Source organism: Microbispora sp. ATCC PTA-5024 (assembly GCF_000511135.2).
GTDB lineage: Bacteria > Actinomycetota > Actinomycetes > Streptosporangiales > Streptosporangiaceae > Microbispora > Microbispora corallina.
This window is the reverse complement of sequence record NZ_KI866523.1, coordinates 420579-441928: the sequence shown is the minus strand read 5'-3', so window position 1 is coordinate 441928 and position 21350 is coordinate 420579. Positions and strand designations below refer to the sequence as shown.

General features: G+C 71.0%; 26 protein-coding genes and 1 pseudogene. 14 read left to right on the top strand and 13 right to left on the bottom strand.

Going from position 1 to position 21350, the window contains the following annotated elements:
• The first annotated feature begins 310 nt into the window (after window positions 1-310).
• Together MPTA5024_RS14525 and MPTA5024_RS14520 are read left to right on the top strand one after the other, a co-directional pair.
• Entirely contained in the window at window positions 311-655 is a 345-nt protein-coding gene (locus MPTA5024_RS14525) for a type II toxin-antitoxin system RelE/ParE family toxin (protein WP_036324583.1), read from the top strand.
• Window positions 656-660: 5 nt separating this feature from the next.
• Window positions 661-981: a helix-turn-helix domain-containing protein gene (locus tag MPTA5024_RS14520; RefSeq protein ID WP_036326153.1), complete on the top strand. Its 321-nt coding sequence runs from the start codon at window positions 661-663 to the stop codon at window positions 979-981.
• 65 nt (window positions 982-1046) lie between these two features.
• On the opposite strand, the pseudogene MPTA5024_RS44630 reads toward MPTA5024_RS14520, so the two are convergent.
• Window positions 1047-1316 (bottom strand): annotated as a pseudogene (locus MPTA5024_RS44630) (restriction endonuclease); the annotation flags it as partial.
• A 416-nt stretch (window positions 1317-1732) separates the two neighbouring features.
• Window positions 1733-1876, bottom strand: coding sequence for a hypothetical protein (locus MPTA5024_RS43500; protein WP_232326470.1), 144 nt, complete (start codon window positions 1874-1876; stop codon window positions 1733-1735).
• Between the two features lie 51 nt (window positions 1877-1927).
• Between MPTA5024_RS43500 and MPTA5024_RS43495 the strand changes: the two genes are divergently transcribed.
• Window positions 1928-2092, top strand: a complete 165-nt coding sequence (locus MPTA5024_RS43495) for a helix-turn-helix domain-containing protein (protein ID WP_232326469.1) — start codon at window positions 1928-1930, stop codon at window positions 2090-2092.
• Window positions 2093-2105: 13 nt separating this feature from the next.
• Here MPTA5024_RS43495 and MPTA5024_RS14510 read toward each other — a convergent pair whose 3' ends face one another.
• Window positions 2106-2708 (bottom strand): TetR/AcrR family transcriptional regulator, encoded by a 603-nt coding sequence (locus MPTA5024_RS14510; RefSeq protein WP_036324580.1) that lies wholly within the window; start codon window positions 2706-2708, stop codon window positions 2106-2108.
• A 162-nt stretch (window positions 2709-2870) separates the two neighbouring features.
• Here MPTA5024_RS14510 and MPTA5024_RS14505 point away from each other — a divergent pair, with 162 nt between their 5' ends.
• Genes MPTA5024_RS14505 through MPTA5024_RS14495 form a run of 3 tightly spaced genes read left to right on the top strand, consistent with a single transcriptional unit; the run spans window position 2871 to window position 4526 of the window.
• Window positions 2871-3416 carry a dihydrofolate reductase family protein gene (locus tag MPTA5024_RS14505; protein ID WP_036324578.1) on the top strand — a complete coding sequence of 182 codons (546 nt, stop codon included), beginning with the start codon at window positions 2871-2873 and terminating at the stop codon, window positions 3414-3416.
• Window positions 3417-3450: 34 nt separating this feature from the next.
• Window positions 3451-4284, top strand: coding sequence for an alpha/beta fold hydrolase (locus MPTA5024_RS14500; RefSeq protein WP_036324576.1), 834 nt, complete (start codon window positions 3451-3453; stop codon window positions 4282-4284).
• A 32-nt stretch (window positions 4285-4316) separates the two neighbouring features.
• A complete protein-coding gene (locus tag MPTA5024_RS14495) occupies window positions 4317-4526 on the top strand; it encodes a DUF4287 domain-containing protein (protein WP_036324574.1) in 210 nt (69 codons plus the stop codon).
• Between the two features lie 57 nt (window positions 4527-4583).
• On the opposite strand, the gene MPTA5024_RS14490 is transcribed toward MPTA5024_RS14495, so the two are convergent.
• Window positions 4584-4802: a hypothetical protein gene (locus MPTA5024_RS14490; RefSeq protein WP_036324572.1), complete on the bottom strand. Its 219-nt coding sequence runs from the start codon at window positions 4800-4802 to the stop codon at window positions 4584-4586.
• A gap of 368 nt (window positions 4803-5170) precedes the next feature.
• Here MPTA5024_RS14490 and MPTA5024_RS14485 point away from each other — a divergent pair, with 368 nt between their 5' ends.
• The 3 genes from MPTA5024_RS14485 to MPTA5024_RS40855 all read left to right on the top strand — a co-directional run bounded on the left by MPTA5024_RS14485 (window position 5171) and on the right by MPTA5024_RS40855 (window position 6197).
• Window positions 5171-5458, top strand: a complete 288-nt coding sequence (locus MPTA5024_RS14485; protein WP_036324570.1) for a hypothetical protein — start codon at window positions 5171-5173, stop codon at window positions 5456-5458.
• A gap of 112 nt (window positions 5459-5570) precedes the next feature.
• Window positions 5571-5723 (top strand): hypothetical protein, encoded by a 153-nt coding sequence (locus tag MPTA5024_RS40860; RefSeq protein ID WP_157099472.1) that lies wholly within the window; start codon window positions 5571-5573, stop codon window positions 5721-5723.
• Window positions 5724-5999: 276 nt separating this feature from the next.
• A complete protein-coding gene (locus MPTA5024_RS40855; RefSeq protein ID WP_157099471.1) occupies window positions 6000-6197 on the top strand; it encodes a GNAT family N-acetyltransferase in 198 nt (65 codons plus the stop codon).
• A 9-nt stretch (window positions 6198-6206) separates the two neighbouring features.
• On the opposite strand, the gene MPTA5024_RS14480 is transcribed toward MPTA5024_RS40855, so the two are convergent.
• From MPTA5024_RS14480 to MPTA5024_RS14445, 8 genes are all read right to left on the bottom strand, one after another.
• Window positions 6207-6842: a TetR/AcrR family transcriptional regulator gene (locus MPTA5024_RS14480; RefSeq protein ID WP_036324568.1), complete on the bottom strand. Its 636-nt coding sequence runs from the start codon at window positions 6840-6842 to the stop codon at window positions 6207-6209.
• Window positions 6839-7309, bottom strand: coding sequence for a GNAT family N-acetyltransferase (locus MPTA5024_RS14475; RefSeq protein ID WP_036324566.1), 471 nt, complete (start codon window positions 7307-7309; stop codon window positions 6839-6841). The genes MPTA5024_RS14480 and MPTA5024_RS14475 overlap by 4 nt, the downstream gene beginning before the upstream one ends.
• Window positions 7310-7346: 37 nt before the next feature.
• Window positions 7347-8945 carry an amidohydrolase gene (locus MPTA5024_RS14470; RefSeq protein ID WP_036324564.1) on the bottom strand — a complete coding sequence of 533 codons (1599 nt, stop codon included), beginning with the start codon at window positions 8943-8945 and terminating at the stop codon, window positions 7347-7349.
• A complete protein-coding gene (locus MPTA5024_RS14465) occupies window positions 8946-9356 on the bottom strand; it encodes an acyl-CoA thioesterase (RefSeq protein ID WP_051458171.1) in 411 nt (136 codons plus the stop codon). It lies immediately after the preceding gene.
• Window positions 9353-10909: an AMP-binding protein gene (locus MPTA5024_RS14460; protein ID WP_051458170.1), complete on the bottom strand. Its 1557-nt coding sequence runs from the start codon at window positions 10907-10909 to the stop codon at window positions 9353-9355. Before MPTA5024_RS14460 ends, MPTA5024_RS14465 begins: the two co-directional genes overlap by 4 nt.
• Window positions 10906-11658: an enoyl-CoA hydratase/isomerase family protein gene (locus tag MPTA5024_RS14455; RefSeq protein WP_036324559.1), complete on the bottom strand. Its 753-nt coding sequence runs from the start codon at window positions 11656-11658 to the stop codon at window positions 10906-10908. Before MPTA5024_RS14455 ends, MPTA5024_RS14460 begins: the two co-directional genes overlap by 4 nt.
• 98 nt (window positions 11659-11756) lie before the next feature.
• The gene (locus MPTA5024_RS14450; RefSeq protein WP_036324556.1) at window positions 11757-12365 is read right to left on the bottom strand and encodes a TetR/AcrR family transcriptional regulator; all 609 of its coding nucleotides are present in this window, start codon (window positions 12363-12365) and stop codon (window positions 11757-11759) included.
• A gap of 14 nt (window positions 12366-12379) precedes the next feature.
• Window positions 12380-14335, bottom strand: a complete 1956-nt coding sequence (locus tag MPTA5024_RS14445; RefSeq protein WP_084369708.1) for a S9 family peptidase — start codon at window positions 14333-14335, stop codon at window positions 12380-12382.
• A gap of 94 nt (window positions 14336-14429) precedes the next feature.
• On the opposite strand from MPTA5024_RS14445, the gene MPTA5024_RS14440 reads away from it, so the two are divergent.
• From MPTA5024_RS14440 to MPTA5024_RS14420, 5 genes are read left to right on the top strand one after another with little or no spacing between them, the layout of a single operon-like run.
• Window positions 14430-16259: an ABC transporter substrate-binding protein gene (locus tag MPTA5024_RS14440; protein ID WP_036324553.1), complete on the top strand. Its 1830-nt coding sequence runs from the start codon at window positions 14430-14432 to the stop codon at window positions 16257-16259.
• A 2-nt stretch (window positions 16260-16261) separates the two neighbouring features.
• Window positions 16262-17281, top strand: coding sequence for an ABC transporter permease (locus tag MPTA5024_RS14435; RefSeq protein ID WP_036324550.1), 1020 nt, complete (start codon window positions 16262-16264; stop codon window positions 17279-17281).
• A complete protein-coding gene (locus MPTA5024_RS14430) occupies window positions 17278-18168 on the top strand; it encodes an ABC transporter permease (RefSeq protein ID WP_036324547.1) in 891 nt (296 codons plus the stop codon). The genes MPTA5024_RS14435 and MPTA5024_RS14430 overlap by 4 nt, the downstream gene beginning before the upstream one ends.
• Window positions 18168-19196 (top strand): ABC transporter ATP-binding protein, encoded by a 1029-nt coding sequence (locus tag MPTA5024_RS14425; protein WP_084369706.1) that lies wholly within the window; start codon window positions 18168-18170, stop codon window positions 19194-19196. Before MPTA5024_RS14430 ends, MPTA5024_RS14425 begins: the two co-directional genes overlap by 1 nt.
• Window positions 19193-20245 (top strand): ABC transporter ATP-binding protein, encoded by a 1053-nt coding sequence (locus MPTA5024_RS14420; protein ID WP_051458166.1) that lies wholly within the window; start codon window positions 19193-19195, stop codon window positions 20243-20245. Before MPTA5024_RS14425 ends, MPTA5024_RS14420 begins: the two co-directional genes overlap by 4 nt.
• On the opposite strand, the gene MPTA5024_RS14415 is transcribed toward MPTA5024_RS14420, so the two are convergent.
• Window positions 20203-21318, bottom strand: a complete 1116-nt coding sequence (locus tag MPTA5024_RS14415) for a P1 family peptidase (RefSeq protein ID WP_198167151.1) — start codon at window positions 21316-21318, stop codon at window positions 20203-20205. The two genes, MPTA5024_RS14420 and MPTA5024_RS14415, sit on opposite strands and share 43 nt — an antisense overlap.
• Window positions 21319-21350 lie beyond the last annotated feature (32 nt).

The window sequence follows — 21350 nt, the reverse complement described above, 5'->3', positions numbered from 1 at the left end:
GGGCCGGACACGACAAAGCAGCCGAGTCGATGACCTGCATCTTCTCGGGGCCTTCCTGGTGCCCGAGGGTCGACACCAACCAAATCCTAATGGGCGCTGACCACCGAGTTCCTGGCTGGAACGGTGGGAGTGTGAGCGTCCTGACTGCTGGATCCAGCTCACGACGACTCGCGAGCGGTGAAGCGATCGCTGAGGCATTCGACCGTTCTTCGTTGGGGGCGCCTGGTGGAGAAGTCGGGCCTGGCCGGTGAACTTGGCTGATGCGTTATTCGCCGGACGGGAGACTTGCCCGCCATATAACGTCTGTGTTATGAAGTGGGGAGAGGTGGAACTGGAGCCCGAGGTCGACAAGTGGTTCGACTCGCTCGGTCAGGATGATCAGGAGACGGCGGTCTTCTATGTCGACCTCCTGGCGGAGCGGGGCGTGCTGCTCGGCGAGCCGTACACCAGGCAGTTGCGCGGCAAGCTTCGGGAACTTCGCTTCCATCTCTCTCGCGAGGCTGTGCGCATCACGTACTGGATCGCCTCGGGCAGGAGGATCATCCTGCTCACGGTGTTCACGAAGCAGCGGATGCGCGAGGCCGCTGAGATCGAGCGGGCGATGCGGGCCATGGAGCGGTGTATCGCCGAGTCTCACACGGCAGATGAGGAGTGAGGGCCATGGGGGAGCGCAAGGCGTGGGCCGACAAGCGTGCCGAGATCATGAGCCGTCCGGGTGCCGGTGCCGCTTACGAGGCCGCTCGCCTTCGGTTCGAGTTGGGAGAGGCGGTACGGCAGCGCCGCGAGGAACTCGGGCTCACGCAGGCTGAACTGGCTGAGCGAGCCGGCCTGAAGCAGCCGGCAGTCGCCCGCTTCGAGGCGGGAGGCACAATGCCTACCATCCCCATGCTGGAACGTCTCGCTGAGGCACTCGAGGTGCGGCTAAACGTCCAATTTCAGCCACTCCAGCGGGCAAGTCAACCCGGCCCACGCCGGTGGTGAGTCTGATCGTCTTCGTGCCAAAGACGGCAAACTCGCCAGCTCTCCTCTTGCTCGATACGTACATGTCAGAGACTTGATGACAACACCCGAAACCAGTAGAACATCTCCCGCACCTCGTCAGGGCTTCGGCTTCTTCCCCTTGCCCGGCACGATGCGTGTCGGGATGTCGTGATCATGGCAAAGTGCCAGCAGCCCGGTCCCGTCAATGAGGTTGAGGGGTTTGCCTGCTGCAAATTTGTAGCTCTCTCCGGACCGTATCCCGAGGTTGTGATCATGATGCCGGTGCGTGCGCCCTCATGTTGGACGGTTCCGTAGAGGTCGCGGACGTGGGTGGGCTGAACGCTGTGGTTCTAGAGGTCTGTATCAGGGAAGACGCCGTCCTGCCGCATCTGGACCGCTGGCTCGCCGGCGAGTTCGGCCCCGCGAGAATCGACCAAACGCTCGACGCTCTCGCTCAGGCGGCCTCCAAGCAGAGCCAGGACCCCGTCCTGGCGGCTGAAGCTCGGAGCCGGGTAACTGAGTGCGAGCGCAAGCTCAAGGGCTACAAGGCCATCCTCGACGCCGGAGCCGACCCGGCCGTCGTCTCGGACTGGATCCACCGGACCCAAGCCGAACGAACCGCCGCCCTGGTTCTCCTCCGCCAGGCCGAAGGCATGCCCACAATCAGCCGAGCTACCAGCGCAGCAGCCCTGGCCGGCAGACGCCGCCTGACTCCCCTTACGGGTTTGGGCGAGGTGCCGGCAGGACCTGCTCAGCCGCATACCCCGGCCGCGCGCTCCTCGCGGACGATCTGGTCTATGGACTTGGTCTTGTACTCCTGCTGCTGCTCGGCGTCGGGGACGAATCGCCAGGCGCCGCGCTCGTATACGAAGTCGTAGGTGAAGGTCGCGATCACCGGGCAACCGTCACCTTCGCGCGGCTCCCCGTTACGGACACCGCCGAAATTGTGAACCGCAGGCCCTCCGCTACCGACGGGCACAACTTGAATCGGCGCTCGTCGCTGCACCAGGCAGGCGAGCACACCAGCGCCGAGCTGGCAGAGCTGTTTGGAGTGGCCCGCTCGACGGTGTATCGGGCAGTCGAGCGAGCGGCGGGGAGCAAGGGGGCGTAAGGGACTGCGGGGTTCAGCCCGTTGCGCCGGTGGAGTGCGGTGCGGTGAGCGCGCGCAGAGCATGGGTGATCAGGGTGTCGAGGTAGCTGGGGTCGGGCATGCCGAGATGGAAGGCCAGGCGGTGGTAGAGGGGGCCGTATAGCAGGTCGAGCGCGACGTCGAGGTCGGCGTCCGAGGGTAGCTGCCCCTGGTCCTGTGCCCGGCGAAGCCGGTCTTTGAATCTGGCGATGCGCGGTTCGATGAGGTGTTGACGCAGGTCGCGGGCAAGGTCAGGATCGTGCAGAGCCTCGGCGATCAGTCCGGCGGCGGGTGAGGTGTGCGGCGGGGTGAGGATGCCGATGACCTCGGTCAACTGGGTGTGCAGGTCGGCAGCCAGATCGCCGGTGTCAGGGGGGTCGGCGGTGGCGGTCGCGGTCTCATCGATGAGTTCCAGGACGACTGCGCCCTTGGACGGCCACCAGCGGTAGATGGTCTTCTTGCTCACCCCGGCGCGAGCGGCGATGGCCTCGATGGTCAGCCGTCCGTAGCCGTTCTCGCCGCAGAGTTCCTGGGCGGCGGTGAGGATCGCCCGCCGGCTGCTCTCACTGCGGCGTGCCGCGTTCGGTGCCTTGGTCATACCCTCAGCCTAAAGGAAACGGAACGTGTCGTGTTGACAGGACCCGGGCTCCGCAGCCATCCTCTTGGCGACACGATACGTATCGTTTATCTGTCTGGTCCTCACTACGCGGACGCAGGGAAACGTGCCGCGGGTGAGCCGTGGGTGAAAGGAATCAGTGGAGTGCGTGCGGTCCGCAAGCTGGTGGCTGGGCTGTTCATCTCCCTTGATGGGGTGGTGGAGGCGCCGGAGACCTGGCACTTCCCGTACATGAACGAGGAGATGGGGACGGCGGTCGGCCAGATGTACGCCGAGGCCGACACGCTTCTGTTGGGACGAGTGACCTACGAGGCGTTCGCCGCGGTGTGGCCTCACCAGACCGGCGAAATGGCCGAGGCGATCAACGGCATCCGCAAGCTGGTCGCCTCCACCACCCTCACGACGGTCGACTGGAGCAACGCGAGCGTCATCGAAGACGACCTCATCGCCACGGTGAAGGAGCTCAAGGAGCAGCCGGGCGGCACGGTCGCTCTGTCGGGCAGCATCAGCCTGGTCCGCGCCCTGCTGGCAGCCGGGCTCCTGGACGAGCTGCGCCTGCTGGTTCACCCGCTGGCGGTTGGCACCGGACAGCGCCTGTTTCCCGAAGGCACCGATTCTGTGCCCCTGAAGCTCACCCGGTCGGCCGCCTTCACCACCGGTGTGCTCGACCTGGCCTACCAGCCTGCCTGATCCATATCCCACTGAACGAGAAGGGAAGACATCAATGAACGACGTCGAGACCGGGGCGCTCCAGGTTCCCGGCGCACGCCTGCACTACGAGATCCGGGGAACCGGACCGCTGTTGCTGATGATCCCCGGCGCACCCGCCGACGCCGGAGCGCTGGCCGGGCTCGCCGCGGGTCTGTCCGACCGCTACACCGTCGTCACCTACGACCAGCGCGGCCTGTCCCGCAGCCCCCTGACGGGACCGCCCGCCGGCCAGGACGTCGCGGTCTTCAGCCAGGACGCCTACCGCCTGCTGGCCGCCCTCGGTGACGAGCCCGCCTATGTGCTGGGCAACAGCGGCGGCGGGCTTACCGCCCTGGACCTGGCGGTGAGCCACCCCGAGCGGGTGCGCGCCGTGGTGGTACATGAGCCGCCGATCCCCGAACTGCTGCCCGCCCGCGAACACTGGCGGGCGGCTTTCCAGGACATCTACGACACCTACCGCAGCCATGGGGCGGGCGCGGCGATGGGCAAGTTCATCACCACCGTCGAAGGGGAGAACGCCGCTCCTGCGGCGCTGCCCGATCCTTCCCAGATGCCGCCCGAGGCGCTGGAGATGATGGGCCGCATCCAGCAGAACCTCGACCACTTCCTGGCCCACGTGCTGCTGCCCGTGCTTCGCTTCGAGCCCGACGTCACCGCGCTGCGCTCGGGCCCTGTGCCGGTCGCGGTCGGCGTCGGAACGGCTTCGGGCGACGGCGTTCCCGCCCTATCGGCCCGGGTGCTGGCCGAACGACTCGGCGTCGAGCCGCTCATCTTCCCCGGCGATCATCAAGGCCTGGCGCTCCACATCGCCGCCTGCGCCGAGATCATCCACGCGGCCTTCGCCTGACCCCCTCCACCAGCAGAAGGGCGCTCCAGAACATGACCGAACCGGCCAAGGGCAATCCCGCCAGCTACTTTCCCTCGATCGAGAAGAGGTACGGGCGTCCCGTCCAGGAATGGATCAATCTCATCAACTCCTCACCCCTGACCAAACACATGGACCTCGTCAGCTGGCTCAAGTCCGAGCACGGCCTCGGGCACGGCCACGCCAACGCACTGGTCGCTCACACCCTCGCCGGCAGGAAGTAGGCCAGCCGGCACCCGCCCCGTGAGCACCAACGGGGTGACCGGGGCGGTGTGGCGCGCTCAGTCGAGCAGCTCCAGTTCGTCGTCTTCGTCGGCGGCGTTGAGGGCCAGGGCCTCGCGCAGCCAGTCCAGCTCATCCGGGTACAGCGCCACAGTGGTCCAGCGGCAGGCCGCGGCACCTTCGGGCAGGTCGTCATCGCCCTCGTAGGATCCGGGCAGTTTCACCGCGATCCAGACGTCTTCGCCGAGGAGTTTCGCGGCCTCGCGCAGCCGTGCCACGGTGGGGTCGGCGGTGAGGCTGTGGGCGGGGGCGAGGTCGTCGAGGTCGATGCCGTAGTCGCTACACCGGCGACCGCCCGATCACCAGACGGGCACGCTCCGGAGGTAGCAAGGCGAACAGCATCAAGACCGCCTGGCCGCCGCCCGGCAAGTACGGCACCGACGGCGAGGACCCGGCCGGTATACGGCACGGGACGGCGATGCGACCCACCGGTGCGCGGCATGCCGCCGCGCACCCCAACGGCAGGAACCCTGGCGACGAGGAATCGCCTGGTCGAAGTCGGCGGTACGGGCCATCCTCCTCAATCCCCGTTTACACCGGCCGCCAGGTCTGGAACAAGCAGCGCAAGCAGGAAGAGCTGCTGGACGTGCACGCTGTCACACGGGGGCACATCACCAAGCTCAAGTGGATTCCCGCCAGCCAGTGGGTCTGGTCCGAGAAACTCGTGCACGAGCCGATCGTGGACATCGAGACCTTCGAGCGGGCCGAGGCTCTGCTGTCCGCGGAGGAGCGGCCCGCGACGGAGCGGAAGCCGCGCAGGACACCGCGTCCGTACGTGCTCCGCGGCCTGCTGTACTGCTGCGTCTGCACGCGGCGGATGGAAGGCAGCTGGAACAACGGCAGGCCGCACTATCGGTGCACGTTCCCGACCTAATACGCGGTGGCCAACAAGATCGACCACCCGCGCACGGTCTACGTCCGGGAGAACCAGGAAGAGGGAGATCAGTGAAAAGGAGATCACGGAGATGATTCCACGGTTGGCCGAGATGGCCGAGGTCATCAAGAAGGCGGACCCCGCCGACCGAAACGACCTCTACACGCAGATGGGCCTGCACCTCGTCTACGACCCCCTGGAGAGAGTGGTCGCAGTTGAGGCCAGGCCCAACATGTACCAGAGTGCGTGTCCGAGGGGGGCTTGAACCAAATCACTATGCTCGGATCGCTACGGACGACCTGCTCCTGGACGGGGAGGCCTGACCAGCGATAGCCCCAGACCTCGTTGCCGTACGCCGGATCCAGCGGACGACGATCGCGGGGCGTTGCGCTACTGGCGCTGATCGCGGCGGTCGCCTCGTTCCGTCACATGCACGAGCTCTGCAGGACGCGCTGGTCAAGGCGTACCCGGAACACCGCGATCGGCAGCTGCCCGGCTCCGCCGAGCTGCTGGGCACGCGGCACCGCCGCAGCCGGCCTCTTTGCGGACGAGGTGCTGTCCTGGGGCGCGGGAGCAGGGGGTCGAGACGGTCGGCCTGTTCGTGACGGAGACCAACGACCGGGCGCGCCGGTTCTACGAACGGTTCGGATTCCGGGACACGGGCGAGCGGGAGCCCCTGGAGAGCAACCCCCGGCTTCAGTGCCTGCGAATGGTCCGCACCGTCATCCCGGCCCGGTGACGACCGGCCTCAGCGCCACAGTTCGGCGAGGAGTTCGATGGCCGAGCCGTCGGCCGCCGGCGGGTCGGCGCAGCCCAGCATGGCCAGCGCCATCGCCGCGTGCGCCGCGGTGACCTCGGCGAGGCTGAGCGGCCCGCCGGGCGAGTACCAGCGGGCGACCCCGGTGCACATCTCCAGCAGGGCCAGCCGGGCGACCCGCGCGTCGGGCACCCGGAACGCGCCGCGGGCGCACCCGTCGTCGATGACCTCCCGCCACACCTGCTCGTACGCGTCCCGCAGGGCGAGCACGGCCACGCGGCGCTCCGGGGTGAGCGCGCGCAGTTCGTTGTCCACCACGATCGTCTCGTCCTGGCGCAGCGCGTGGGCCGCGACGTGCATCTGGACCAGGGCCGCGATCGTCGCGGCCGGGCCGTCGCCGCGCCCGGCGAGCATCCGGGCGGCCGCGACCAGCCGGTTCAGGCTGGTCTCCATGATCTCGGTGAGCAGGTCCTGCTTGGTGCCCATGTAGTGGTAGAGCGAGGCGGAGGACAGGCCGGCCGCGTCGGCGAGCTCCCTGATCCCGGTGCCGTTGAAGCCCTTCTCCGCGAAGAGCCGTACGGCGGCGGCGCGCACCCGTTCGTCGGTGTCGTGGGCCGGGCCGCTCATACGCCCACCGTCTCCGCGCCGGGCGTCTCGGTCGTCGGCGCCCAGCGGTAGCGGGTCCAGCCGCCGACGGGGCCCGCGCCGAGCGAACGGTAGAACGCCTCAGCGGCGTCGTTCCCGTGCGAGACGTCCCATTCGACCCGGCCGGTGGTCAGCGAGCGCAGGAAGCGGAGGAGCTCCCGCCCGAGCCCGAGCCGCCGGCACTCGGGCCGGACGTAGAGATCCTCCAGCCAGATGCCGCGCCTGCTGGCCCAGGTGGAGAACGTGGGGTACCACAGAGCGCACCCCGCCGCCGCGTCCGAGCCCTCGGCCGAGGCGATCAGCGCCCGCCCCACCGGCCGCTCGCCGAAGAGCGTCTCGTGGAGCTCGTCGCGGTGCAGGGTCATGGTGCCGCCCTCGTGCGCCGCGTGCGCGAGCAGCATGTCGCAGATGTCGTCGAAGTCGGCCGGTACGGCGTGACGGACAGGCATGGCGGGGCTCCTGGAAGGGCTGCCGGGAACTGAAGGACTACCGCAGAAGCGGGCCGAACGCGAACTCGCCGCCCACCATGGTGGCGACGACCTCGATGTCCTTGATGCGGTCGGGCGCGACGGCGGTGGGGTCGTCGTCCAGCACCGCCAGGTCGGCGAGTTTGCCGGGGGTGATGCTGCCCTTGACCCGTTCGTCGAACCCCGCGTACGCGGACCCGAGCGTGTAGGCGCGCAGCGCGTCGAGCGGGTCGACGGCCTCCTGCGGGGCGAACTGGGCCCCGGTCTCGGTCAGCCGGTTGACCATGTCGTGGACGCCCAGCAGCGGTCGTCCCCGCACCACCGGGCGGTCCGAGCTGCCGGGCACGATCAGCCCGGCGTCAAGGAACGAGCGGTGCCGGTAGCACCAGCCCACCCGGTCCTCGCCGAGCGCGGCACGCATGCCGTCGCCGATCTGCCCCACGAAGGTCGCCTGCGGCACCGGGATCACGCCCAGCCGGGCGAGCCGCCCGAGCTGGTCGGGACGGGTGACCCCGCAGTGCTCGATGCGGTGGCGGGGGTCGGGGCGGGGATGGCGGGCCTGCGCCTCCTGGTAGCAGTCGAGCACGAAGTCGATCGCCCGGTCGCCGATGGCGTGCGTGGCGACCTGCCAGCCGGCCGCGTGCGCGGCGACGATCCGGTCGCGCAGCCCGGCCTCCGCGGCCTGGAAGTAGCCCTGGTTGCCGGGGTCGTCGGCGAAGTCGCAGCACATCGCGGCCGTACGGCCGATGAGCGAGCCGTCGGAGAAGATCTTGACGGCGCCGAGCCGGAGCCGGTCGTCGCCGAAGCCGGTGCGCAGGCCGAGGCCGAGCCCGTCCGGGTGGACGTTGTCTCCGGAGGCCATGAGCTGCACCCTGACCCGTAGCTGGCCGGCGTCCAGGGCCTCCTGGTAGGCGGCGGCCTCGTCCGGCGCGTGCCCGATCCAGCCCCGCCCGATCCCGGCCTCGGTACAGGAGGTGATCCCCTCGCGGAGGTAGTCGGCGGAGGCCGTGGCGATGGCATCGACGATCTGCTTGCGCGGGTACGGGTAGCGCAACGCCTGTACCAGCGTCTGGGCCTGCTCCTCCAGCAGGCCGTTGGGCCGGCCGTCCTCGTCCACGGCGATGACGCCGCCCTCCGGAGCCGGGGTTCCGTTGAGCACGCCCGCGTCGGCCAGCGCCCGGGAGTTGACCACGGACATGTGCGCGGAGGTGTGCCTGAGCAGCACGAAGTGGTCCGGGGCGGCCCGGTCGAGCGCGTCCCTGTGCGGATGCGCTCCGGTCTTGTTCTGGTCGTACCCGGAGCCGACGATCCACGTGCCCCGGGGCTGGATCCGGGCCCGCTCGGCCACCGCCGCGTAGATCTCCTCGACCGACCGCATGGCGCTGAGGTCCAACTCCATGCGCGACATGCCGTACAGGACCATGTGGTTGTGCGCGTCGTTGAAGCCCGGGACGACGGTGGCGCCGTCGAGATCCTCCACCCACGCGGCCCGCACGCCGTCGAGCTCCTCGTCGAGCCCGACGATGCGGCCGTGGTGGATGCCGATCCGGTGGGCCCGGGGCCGGGCCGCGTCGATCGTCACCGCGTTCACGTTGGTGAGGATGGTGTCGATGCGCATCTAAACCTCGCTCGAGACCAGGGAGCGGAACCAGCCGGTCCACGGCTTGGCCGTACCCGTGGCGGGATCGATCTTCACGATCGCGCGCTGCCCGCGGGCGACCACCACCCCCGCGTCCGAGCAGCGCCAGCGGTGGACGGCGCTGGTCCGCCCGACGCGGTCCAGCCGGAGATCGACCCGGAGCACGGTGGGAGCCGTGACGGGGGCGAGGAACTCGGCCGTGAACTCGCGTACGGCGTAGACGATGTCCTCGTGCCGGTCCCGCGGGTCGCGCCAGCCCCGGCCGGCCGCCTCGAACCAGGCAGTCAGGGCCCGCTCCACGTGTACGGCATAGCGGCTGTTATGCAGCACGCCGTTGACGTCCAGCTCGTCGAAGTAGACCTCGCTGTCGCAGGAGAAGTGGGGCGTCATCGCCACACCTTGTCGACGCTGTCGTAGGCGCCGGCGCGCTCGCGCGGCAGCCCGCCCTTGGACACCCGCTCGGAGGCCGTCATCGGCAGCTGGGTGCGGAACTGCCAGTAGCGCGGCACCTTGAAGTAGGCCAGCCGTTCGGCGCAGAACCGGGCCAGCTCCTCCGGGTCCGGCTCGGCCGCCCGCGGCACGACGTACGCCTTGACCTCCTCGCCGCGCAGCTCGTCGGCCACGGGCACGACGGCGGCGACGCGCACCTCCGGGTGCTGGTGGAGGACCTCCTCGACCTCGGCGGCCGAGATGTTCTCGCCGCTGCGGCGGATCATGTCCTTGAGCCGGCCCATGTAGTAGACCCGGCCCTCCGCGTCCTGCCGGACCAAATCGCCGGTGTGGAACCAGCCGTCGCGGAACGGGTCGGGGAGGCCGAGATAGCCCCGCATGAGCCCGGAGCCGCGCAGCGCCAGCTCGCCGGTCTCGCCCGGCGGCACCGGCTTCCCCTCGGCGTCCACGATCTTCACCTCGCGGTGCGGCAGCGGCCTGCCGATGCATCCGGTGCCGAGCGCGGCGTCGTGGTCCTCCTCGCTCACCCGCAGGTCGGCGCCGGTCTCGGTCATGCCGAACGCCTCGTACCAGGGTGCGCCCCAGCGCTCCTCCAGCGCGGCGTGGAGTGCGGGCGGGATGGCCGAGCACTGGATGGCCCGTACGCGGTGGGCCCGGTCGAGCGGGTCGGGCGGCATGCGCAGCAGCACGGTCGGCATGAGGCCGAGGCAGTAGAAGTAGGTGACCTCGTGCTCGCGGACCTTCGCCCAGAAGCTCGACGGGTGGAACCGGTCGAGGACGACCAGCCGCGCGCCGGACAGCAGCGCCGCCGCGACGTTCCACTGCGGGTCGATGTAGTGGAACGGCTGGCAGGTGAGCATCACGTCGCCGGGTCCGAGGCGCGGGAAGGAGGTGACGAGGCTGCCGGCCAGCTCGGCCCAGTAGCGGTGCGACAGCATGCAGCCCTTGGGGCGGCCGGTCGTGCCCGAGGTGTACTGCACGTTGACCAGGTCGTCCGGCCGTACGTCGTCGAGGGGGGCCGGAGCGGCGGCGGGGAGGTCCTCGACGAAGATCGGATCGACCGGGAGGAGGCCGGCGAGGTCGGTGAACTCCCCGGTGGTCACCAGCAGCCGCGCGCCGGAGTCGCGGACGAGGTGGCCGGCGTCGTGGCTGCGGTAGTTGACGTTGATCGGCACCATCGCGGCGCCCAGCCGGGCCAGCGCCAGCCAGGTCAGCGGGAACTCCGGGACGTTGCGCAGCAGGACCGCGACGCGGTCGCCGGGCCGTGCCCCACGGGCGGCGAGGACGCCTGCCAGGTGGGCGCTACGCCGTTCGACGTCGGCGAAGGTCAGGGACTCGCCGAGGGCGTCGAACACCCAGGCGGTGCGGTCCGGCCAGCGGGCGGCGGACCCCCGTACGGCCTCGGCCAGCGTCCCCGGCAGGGCCGCCGGGGAGACCGGCGGCGGGGTCGGCGGCGGGGTCGGCTGGGCAGGGGAGGTCGGCGGCGGGGTCATCGGGCGAACTCCTCGCGAGGCTGGTCGTGCTCACCGGACCGCTCGGTCAGCAGCGCGCCGGTCACCTCCCGGGCCAGGGCCTCCTCGACCGTGCCGTCGATCCCCTCGTCCACCAGACGCTTGGCCAGGGCCAGCGCGAACGACGGCTTGGCCGCGCAGGAGGCGGCGAGTTCCAGGGCCGCGGCCTCGTGCCCGCCCGCGGGGACGACCCGGGTGATCAGGCCGAGCCGGGCGGCCTCGGCCGCGCCGAACCGCTCGCCGAGAAGGATGAGCCTCTTGGCCTCGATCGGGCCGACCGTCAGCGTGAGCAGCCGGGAGATGCCCCCGGTCACGCTCAGGCCCACGCTCACTTCGGGAAACCCGAACTGCGCGGGCTCCTCGGCGACCACCAGGTCGCAGCTCAGCGCGAACTCGCAGCCCGCACCGAGCGCATAGCCGTGCACCGCCGCGATCACCGGGAACGGCGCCCGCCTGATCCGGCGGGTGACGTCCTGGATGCGGTCGAGCCGCTCGCGGCCGGCCACCGGGTCGAGCACCTCGGGCTCGGCCTTGAGGTCGTGACCGGCGCAGAAGGCCCGGCCCCGGCCGGCGAGCACCAGGGCCCGCACGCCGGTGGCGGCGGCCTCGTCCAGCGCGGCCAGAAGGTCGTCCACCAGCCCGGGTGTCACGGCGTTCAGCCGGTGCGGCCGGTTCAGGTGGATGAGGCCGGTCTCGTCCACGCGGGTGAACTCGACGGTCGGTGCGGTCACGGGGAATCCTTCGACGCGTTCCCGATCGATCGATCGATCGGATGGGTCGCAGCCTAGGATCCACGGCGAATCGCCGTCAATGGCGTGGCGGGGGAGGGTCAGGCGAGGGCCATCTGCTCCACGGGAACGCCCAGCTCGGCCGCGACGAGACCGGACAGCCAGGCCATGGCCTGCTTCTTGGTGAGGCTCCGCTGCCGGGCGACGAGCTGGACCGACAGGCCGTCGAGAAAGGCCATGATCCGCGCCGCGGCCCCCTCCGGGTCGTCGCACCGGAACTCCCGCGCCCGCACGCCCTCCGCGATGAGGCCGGTGATCTCCTCGCGCCAGCGGGTGTCGATCTCCCGGAGGATCCTGCGCAGCTCCGGCATGCGCAGCGACGCGGCCCAGCCGTCGATCCACAGCGTCCAGCCCGGCGCGGTGCCGGAGGGCGCGTACAGCCGCAGGGCGGCGCGCAGCCGCTCCCGCGCGCTCGCGGCCCGTGCCGTGACCGCCGTCAGCTGGGCCAGATCCTGCTGGGCGGCGTGCGCGACGGCCTCGACGACCAGGCGTTCCTTGGTCTCGAAGTGGTAGAAGACCAGCGCCTGGCTGACGTCCAGCCGGGCCGCGACGTCGGCCACTCGCACGTTGGCCAGCCCGCGCTCGAGCACCTCGGCGACCGCTGCGGTGAGAATCTCCTCCCGGCGGGCTTCGGGTCGTTTGCGGGCCACCCGTGACACGGTACTCAATCCCTGCCTCCCACTTCGATCACGAACGCCAGGATCTCGGCCTCGTAACGCAGCCGCCCGTCCCGTCCGGCCGGTCCGGTGTGCGCGCCCGCGCCCGTCTCCGCCCGGAACAGCACGCGGCCGTCCCCGGTCGCGCGCAGCTTCGCCACCCACTTCGCCGGCTCGTGCGCCAGGACGCGGGGATCGTGCAGGCTGCCGGTGACCAGCAGGTCCGGGCGCGGCCCGGCCGGGACGTTCTCATACGGGCTGTAGGAGCGGATCCACTCGTACGCCTCCGGCTCCCGCGGGTCGCCCCACTCGTCCCATTCGTTGACCGTCAGCGGGATCGACGGATCGAGCATGGAGTTCAGACAGTCGACGAACGGCACCTCGGCGACGACGCCCCGCCACCGGTCCGGCGCCATCGAGAACACGGCGCCCTGGAGCAGGCCGCCCGCCGACAGCCCGCGGGTGACGAGCTGCCCGGCCCAGCCGTCCCGGACGAGCATGTCGGCGGCCGCGAGGTAGTCGGTGAACGTGTTGACCTTCGCGCCGAGCCTGCCCTCCAGCCACCATCTCCGCCCGCCCTCCCCGCCTCCCCTGACGTGGGCGATCGCGACGACGAAGCCGCGGTCGAGCAGGCACGCCGTGCCCGGCTCGGACTCCGGCCAGAAGCACGACTCGTACGCGCCGTACCCGTTGAGCAGGCACGGGGCCGTCCCGTCCCGGCGCAGGCCGCGCCGGTAGGCGACGGTGACGGGGATGGACGTGCCGTCCGCGGCCGTCGCGTGGATCCGCTCGGTCACGTACGCGGACGGGTCGTGGCCGGGCGCATCCCGGCGCTTGAGCAGCCGCCACTCCCCGGTGTCCAGGTCCACCGCGTGCCAGGACGGCGGGTCGATCAGCGACTGGGTGCGCACGACGACCTCGGCCGCGTCGTAGTCCTCGTTGACGCCGAGGTCGAGGGCGACGTGCGGGTCCACCGTGATCAGCCGGTGAGCGCCGGAGGCCCGGTCGATCACCCGCAGCCGGGTCGCCCCGCCGTGCCGCTCGGTGACCACCAGGTGCCGGGCGAAGGCGTCGCAGCGCACGAGCCGGGTGTCGTCCGACCCGGCGAGTACCTCCCGTCCCGTGGCCGTGACCAGCCGGAACTCCACCGCCTCGTCGTCGGTCACGAGGAACAGCTCGTCGCCGCCGTGCTCCACGGCGTACTCCACGCCGCGCCGCCTGGGCCGGACGACCTCGGGCGGGGTCTGCGGGGCCGAGGTGGGGATCAGCAGCGTCTCCGTGGTGTCGCGGCTCGCCGTCTCGATCAGGACGTACGCGCCCGACCGGGTGGCCCGCACCGTGACCTCGAAGCGGGCGTCGTCCTCCTGGAAGACCAGCACGTCGGGGCCGCCGCCGAGCCGGCGCCGCCAGACCTGGTACGGCCGGTAGAGCTCGTCGTGCACGACGTAGAACAGCACGTCGGAGGCGGCCGACCAGGCGGCGCCGTAGTAGGTGCGCGGGACGCGGCCGGGCAGGTCGGTCCCGGTGACCAGGTCGCGGATCCGCAGCTCGTAGACCTCGTCGCCGGTGAAGTCGACCGAGTAGGCCAGCAGCGATCCGTCCGGGCTGACCTGACGCACGCCCAGGCTGAGGAAGCCGCCCCGGCAGGCCGGATCGTCCAGCAGTTCGTTCTCGTCCAGGAGCACCTCGACGGAATCGTTAACGCCGCGGAAACGACAGAGCTGCTCGAAGTCTCTTCCCGCCACGGTCCTGGTGTAGTAGAAAGAGCCCCCAGATCGCCAGGCTACTGACTCATCACTCAGCAGTGTGCGAGCGGAAAGCTCGGCGTGGAGCTCGTCGCGGAGGGAGCGGAGATGTCGCGTCTGCTGTTCGTACAGCGCCCGCTCCGCCGTGAGATTGGCCAGAAAAGCAGGGCTTTCATGGTCACGCATCCAGGCGTACGGGTCGGCGGAGCGGTTCTGCATGCCCGGGACGGTAGCCCATCACAGGGCCCCGGCGGCAGAGGGAAGAGCATCCGGATTACTGAGTGACAAGTCAGCAAGACCTCCAGGGAGAGCCATGCAGCACCACGCCCGCCACCGGATGCCGGCCGTCGCCGCGGCCGCCACGTTCGCGTTGCTGCCCACGGCAGCTCTCGCCGACGCGCCCGCCTCGCCGTCGAAGATCACCTTCACCGTCGGCATGAACGAGGACGTCGACTCGCTCAACCCCTTCGTCGGCGTGCAGAGCAACTTCTACGAGCTCATGGGGGTCACGTACGACCAGCTGATGGACTACTCGGCCAGGGACGGCACGCCCACCCCCCGGCTGGCCGAGTCCTGGTCCAGCTCGCCCGACGGGCTGACCTGGACGTACAAGATCCGGAAGGGGGTGAAGTGGTCGGACGGGGTGCCGCTGACCGCCGCCGACGCCGCGTACACCTTCAACCGGATCATCCACGGCGAGACCGAGCAGGTGAACTTCGCCAGCTACACGTCGCTGATGACGGAGGCGTCGGCCCCCGATCCACAGACTCTCGTCATCAAGGTCAGCAAGCCGGGCTCGATCATGAACCGGCTGATCGTGCCGATCCTGCCCGAGCACATCTGGAAGGACATCGACGAGAAGTCCACGGCGACCTTCAAGAACGAGGAGAACGTGGTCGGGTCGGGCCCGTTCATCCTGGTCAAACGGGCCGTCGGGCAGTACGTCGAGTTCCGCGCCAACAAGAACTACTGGGGCGGGGCGCCGAAGGTCGACTCCCTGGTCTTCCGGGTGTTCAACAATGCCGACGCCGAGGTCCAGGCGCTGAAGAACGGCGAGATCGACTTCGCCAACAACCTGTCCAGCACCCTGTTCGACACGCTGAAGGGCGTCGCCGGCATCACCCCGATCCACGCCGACGCCGGCAGCTTCAACGACATCGGCTTCAACACCGGCGCCGCCACCGTCGACGGCAAGCCGATCGGCGACGGGCATCCGGCGCTCAAGGACCCGGCGGTCCGGCGGGCCGTCTCCCGGGCGATCGACCGCAAGGCCCTGGTCGACAAGGTCATCGGCGGGTACGGCAGGCCAGGCAGCACGGCGATCCCGCCGACCTGGGCGAACTACCACTACGAGCCGGCGCAGGACGAGCTGCAGGCGTTCGACGTCGCCCGGGCGAACGCCGACCTGGACGCGGCGGGCTACAAGCGCGGCCCGGACGGCGTCCGGCGGATGCCGGACGGCACCCGCCCGCTCAAGCTGCGCTTCTTCGCCCGCCAGGAGCAGGCCGAGTCGCAGCAGGTCGGACAGTACGTGCAGGGCTGGCTCAAGCAGCTCGGCATCGAGGTGGACCTCAAGGTGATGGCAGAGGCCAAGCTGACCGAGGTGATCGGCAACGGCGAGTTCGACATGTTCGAGTGGGGCTGGGGGGTCGAGCCCGACCCCGACTTCCAGCTGTCCACGTTCACCTGCGGGCAGCGCTCCACCGGCAAGCCGGGCGAATACTCCGCCGGACTGTCCGACAGCTTCTACTGCAACAAGGACTACGACGCGCTCTACCAGCAGCAGAAGTCGGAGCTGAGCGACGTCAGGCGGGCGGCCGAGGTCAAGCAGATGCAGAAGCTGCTCTACGACGACGCGGCGTACGTGGTCACCTACTACTACGACACGCTGCAGGCGTACCACAGCGACAGGTTCACCGGCCTGGTGGCGATGCCGCAGCCGGGCGGGCCGCTGCTGTTCCAGCCGTCGGCCCAGTGGAGCTACCGCACCGTCGCCCCCGTCACCGCGGCGGCGAAGCCCGCGAGCGCGTCCGGCTCCGGCGGCGCGCTGCTGTGGGGCGCGGGCGCCGTGGTCGTGGTCGCCGCGGGCGGTTTCCTGCTGATCCGCCGCAGGCGCACCGGCACCGCCGACGAGCGGGAGTAGGGATGTCCCTCGTCCTCGACGGGAGCACGGCCGCGGCCGCACAGGAGCTGCGCAGCCGCCACGGCCTGCTCCGGACGATCCGCACGAAGGTCGGGGCGGCGGTGCTGACCCTGGCCTTCGTGCTGGTCTTCAACTTCTTCCTGTTCCGCGTGCTGCCGGGCGACCCGGCCAAGAACCTGACCAGGAACAGGGCGGTGCCGCCCGAGCAGATCGCGGAGATGCGCCGTGGCTTCGGCCTCGACCAGCCCCTGTGGCGGCAGTTCCTGGCCTACCTCAAGAGCACCGCCACCGGCGACCTGGGCATCTCCTGGCAGTACCACACGGAGGTCTCACGGCTGATCGCCGACCGCTTCTGGCCGACGCTGCTTCTGGTCGGGCTGTCCACCCTGCTGGCCGCCGCGATCGGCGTGTGGCTTGGCATCCGGAGCGCGTGGAAGCGCGGCAGCCGGTTCGACCGGATCTCCGACCTGCTCACCAACGCGCTCTACGCGGTGCCGACGTTCTGGCTGGGACTGGTGCTGCTCATCGCCTTCGGCGGCCTCTTCCCGACCGGCAACATGATCACCCACGGCCTCGACCCGCTGTCCGCCGAGGGCGTGCTCGACGTGGCCTGGCACCTGGTGCTGCCGGTGCTCGCGATGACCATCACCTATCTGGCGCAGTACAGCATGGTGATGCGCTCCTCGCTGCTGGACGAGATGGGCGCCGACTACCTGACGACCGCGCGGGCCAAGGGCCTGCGCGACGACCTGGTGCGCCGCCGCCACGCGGTGCCGAACGCGCTGCTGCCCACGATGACGCTGATCTTCCTCAACATCGGCTTCATCATCTCCGGAGCGGTGACGGTGGAGCGGATCTTCTCCTGGCCCGGCCTCGGCCAGTTGTCGTACGACGCGCTCAAGACCCCGGACTTCCCCGTGCTCCAGGGCACGTTCCTGGTGTTCTCCGCCTCCGTGATCGTCGCCAACCTGCTGTCCGACGTGCTGCTCACGGTCTTCGATCCGAGAGTGAGGGACTCATGACGTCGGCGCGCGTGCTGGCACTGGCCCGCCGCAGGGCCTCGATCGCCCGGGGCTGGCGGCTGTTCCGCGCCGAGCGGGCGGGGATGGCCGGCCTCGTGATCCTCGTCCTGTTCGCGGCGATCGCGCTGCTCGCCCCGGTGCTCGCCGCCGAGTCGGGGCTGGACGTGACCCAGGCGACCGGGCCGAGCAACGCCGGGCCGAGCCTGGCCTATCCGCTGGGCACCGACAAGGCCGGGCGCTCGGTGCTCACGCTGGTCATCTGGGGCAGCCGCATCTCGCTGCTCGTGGGGCTGCTGGCGACCGTCCTGTCCATGGTCATCGGCACCGTGGCCGGGGTGCTCGCCGGGCATTTCCGGGGCGCGCCCGGCGCGCTGCTCATGCGCGTGACCGACTGGTTCCTGGTGATCCCGTTCCTGCCGCTGGCCATCGTGCTGCAGACCATCCTCGGCCCCTCGCTGACGACCACCGTCACCGTGATCGGGCTGACCTCGTGGCCGGCCACGGCCCGGCTGATCTGGGCGCAGACCCTCGCCGTCGAGCACCGCCCGTACCTGGAGCGGGCCCGGGCGCTCGGCGCCGGGCACTGGCATCAGATGACCCGGCACGTGCTGCCCAACGTGATGCCGATGGTCTTCGCCAACACCATCCTCACCGTCGCGATCGCGATCCTGTCGGAGAGCACGCTGTCGTTCCTCGGTCTCGGCGACCCGATCCTGATCTCGTGGGGCACGGTGCTTGAGCAGGCGTTCGACGCGGGGGCGGTCTCGGCCGGCAACCCGTGGTGGCTGCTCGCCCCCGGCCTGGGGATCGTCGCCATCGTGCTGGCGTTCACCCTGTGCGGCCGCGCGCTGGAAGCCGTGCTCAACCCCGCCCTCCGGGAGCGCTGATGCTGGAAATCTCCGACCTCACGGTGACCTACCGAACCGCTTCCGGAGAGGTGCCCGCGCTGCGCGGCGTCGACCTGTCGGTGCGTCCTGGCAGAACGCTCGGCGTCGTCGGCGAGTCGGGCTGCGGCAAGTCCACGCTGGTCTCCGCCGTGCTGCGGCTGCTGCCCAGGACCGCGGAGGTCACCGGGCGCGTCCTGTTCGAGGGCGAGGACGTGCTCGGCATGTCCTGGGGCAGGCTGCGCGCCGTCCGCTGGGCCGGAGTGTCGATCGTCTTCCAGGGCGCCATGCACTCGCTCAACCCGGTGCAGCGCATCGGCCGGCAGATAGCCGAGCCGATCCTCCTGCACGAGAGGGCGACCGAGGAGGCCGCCGCGCGGCGGGTCGCCGAGTTGCTGGAACGGGTCGGGCTGCCGGCCGCCCGCGCCCGGGCCTATCCGCACGAACTGTCCGGCGGCCAGCGGCAGCGCGTGATGATCGCCATGGCGCTCGCCTGCTCGCCCCGCCTGATCATCGCGGACGAGCCCACGACCGCCCTGGACGTGATGATCCAGGCCCAGGTGCTCACGCTCATCCAGGACCTGGTCGCGTCCCAGGACCTCGGGCTGATCGTGATCAGTCACGACCTGTCGGTGCTCGCGTCGATCTGCGACGACCTCGCCGTCATGTACGCGGGGCGGGTGGTGGAGCGGGGACCCGCCGCGGAGGTGTTCGGCCACCCCCGCCACCCGTACACCGCCGCGCTGGGGGCGGCCTTCCCGGTGATCGGCGACCCCCGCTCGCGCCGCAACCCCCGCGGCCTGCCGGGCGACCCGCCCGACCCCGCCCATCTGCCCACGGGCTGCGCGTTCCACCCGCGCTGCCCGGTCGCCGAGCCCGAGTGCGCGACCGCCCGCACCGTCCTGTGGCCGGCCGGGCCGGACAGGTCCGCCGCCTGCGTCCGCGTCGCCGTGTCCACAGAAAAGTCCACAGAAACGTCCACGGGCACGCCCACCGGGACGTCCGCTCGCGCCGAGGAGGTCTCCCCGTGACCGCGTCCGCCGCCCGGCCCGCCGCCCAACCCTCCGGCCAGACGGCCGTGCTCGCCGCACGCGACGTGCGGGTGCACTACGCCGCGCACGGGCGAGGTACGGCCCGCGCGGTCGACGGCGTCGACCTGGACGTCGCCCCCGGGGAGATCGTCGCCCTGGTCGGCGAGTCCGGCTGCGGCAAGACCACGCTCGCGCGCGCCCTCCTCGGCCTGGCACGGCCGGACGGTGGGCAGGTGACGTTCCGGGGTGAGCCGCTGGCGTACACCAGCAGGGCGCTGAAGCGGTTCCGGCGCGGGGCCCAGCTCGTGCTGCAGGACCCGACGGGGGCGCTGAACCCCCGGCACACCGTGTACGAGGCGGTGGCCGAGGGGCTGCGCGTCCACGGCATCGGCGACGAGGAGGAGCGGGTGGCCGCCGCGCTGGCGCGCTGCGGGCTGCGCCCGCCGGAGCGGTTCTTCCAGCGCTACCCGCACGAGCTGTCCGGCGGGCAGCGCCAGCGCGTCGTCATCGCGGGCGCGCTGGTGCTCGAACCGCAGGTGCTGGTGGCCGACGAGCCGGTCGCCTCGCTGGACGCGTCGGTCCGCGGCGAGATCCTCGCCCTGCTGCTGCGGCTGCGCGACGAACTCGGCCTGTCCGCGCTGGTCGTCACGCACGACCTCGGTCTGGCCTGGAACATCGCCGACCGGATCGCGGTGATGTACCTCGGCAGGATCGTCGAGTGCGGGCCGGTGGAGGACGTGCTGGGCGCACCGCGGCACCCGTACACGCGGGCGCTGGTCTCGGTGCTCCCCGAGGCCGGGACGCCGCCGACGGTGCTGACCGGGGAGCCGCCCGACCCGGTGCGGGTGCCGGGCGGCTGCCGGTTCCACCCCCGCTGCCCGGTGGTCGCGTCCGGCGCCGCCGAACGGGCCGGCCACCTGGACCGGTGCCTCGGCGCCGACCCGCCGATCCTGTCCGCCGGGCGCGCCGGCCACCAGGCCGCCTGCCACCACCCGTACGCAGGCGATCAGGGAGTGGAATCGGGGGCGGGGAAGGCCGCGTCCGCCTGATGCGAGCGGAGCAGCGCGGCCAGCTCGCCCACGGGGAGGGCGTAGGAGGTGTTCCCGTCGCGGCCGGTGACCGTCCGCGCCTGGAGCAGGCTGTTGAGCACCGCCTCCTCCGTCGCGTCCACCACGGCCGCGAAGAAGGGGTCGAGGGCACGGCCGGTCAGCGGCGTGCCCCGCGGCGCCTCGCCCCGCGGGGCGCGCAGGCCGGTGGCGAGCGCGAGGAAGATCTCCCCGCTCGAGTGGTGCGCGGTGCTGCCGGTCCTGGCCAGGCCGAGCCCGGCCCGCGTGGCCAGGCGAGTGCACGCCGCCGCGTCGAGGGGCGCGTCGGTGAGCACGACGACGATGCACGAGCCCGCGGGTGGGGCCGTCGGCTCGCCGTGCGAGGCGGGCGGCCGCAGCAGCCTCCCGGCGGGCACGCCCGCCACGGTGAGCCGGCCCCGCTCGCCGAAGTTCGTCATCGTGACCACTCCCACGGTGTGGCCGCCGGGGAGCACCCGGGACGCCGTGCCGATGCCGCCCTTGTAGCCGAGGCAGCTCATCCCCGTCCCCGAGCCGACCGCGCCCTCGGCGAACTCCGAGCCGCCGATCGAAGCCCGGGCGGCCGTCAGAGCGCCCCTGACGTCGTCCCTGGTCACCTGCATCCGACGGGCGTCGTTGAGGAAGCTGTCGTCGCACTCCGCCACGATCGGGATGATCACGTCGTCGTCGCCGATGGCCGGCTGCTCCTCCATGAGCAGCTCGCAGGCCGCGTCGTACACCCGGCCGAGCTGCATGGTCGAGGTGAGGAAGATCGGCGACTCGGCGAGCCCCCACTCCCGCCCGGCGATGAAGCCGGTGCACTCGCCCGCCCCGTTCAGCACCGCGCCGCCCATCGGGACGGGCGAGGCGAACAGGTCGCCCCCCGGGTCGACCACCGTGACGCCGGTGCGGGCGATCCCGCGCCCGGCCGGCGGTGGCTCCTCGTCCCGCCAGACGGTCGCGTGGCCGAGCCCGGCTCCCGGCACGTCCAGCACGGATCCGGTACGGCCGGAGGGGTAGGGGCCGAGGGCGACGTTGAGATCAGAAAGGCGCGGCATGGCCGGCATGATATCCACTCATACAGGGATGA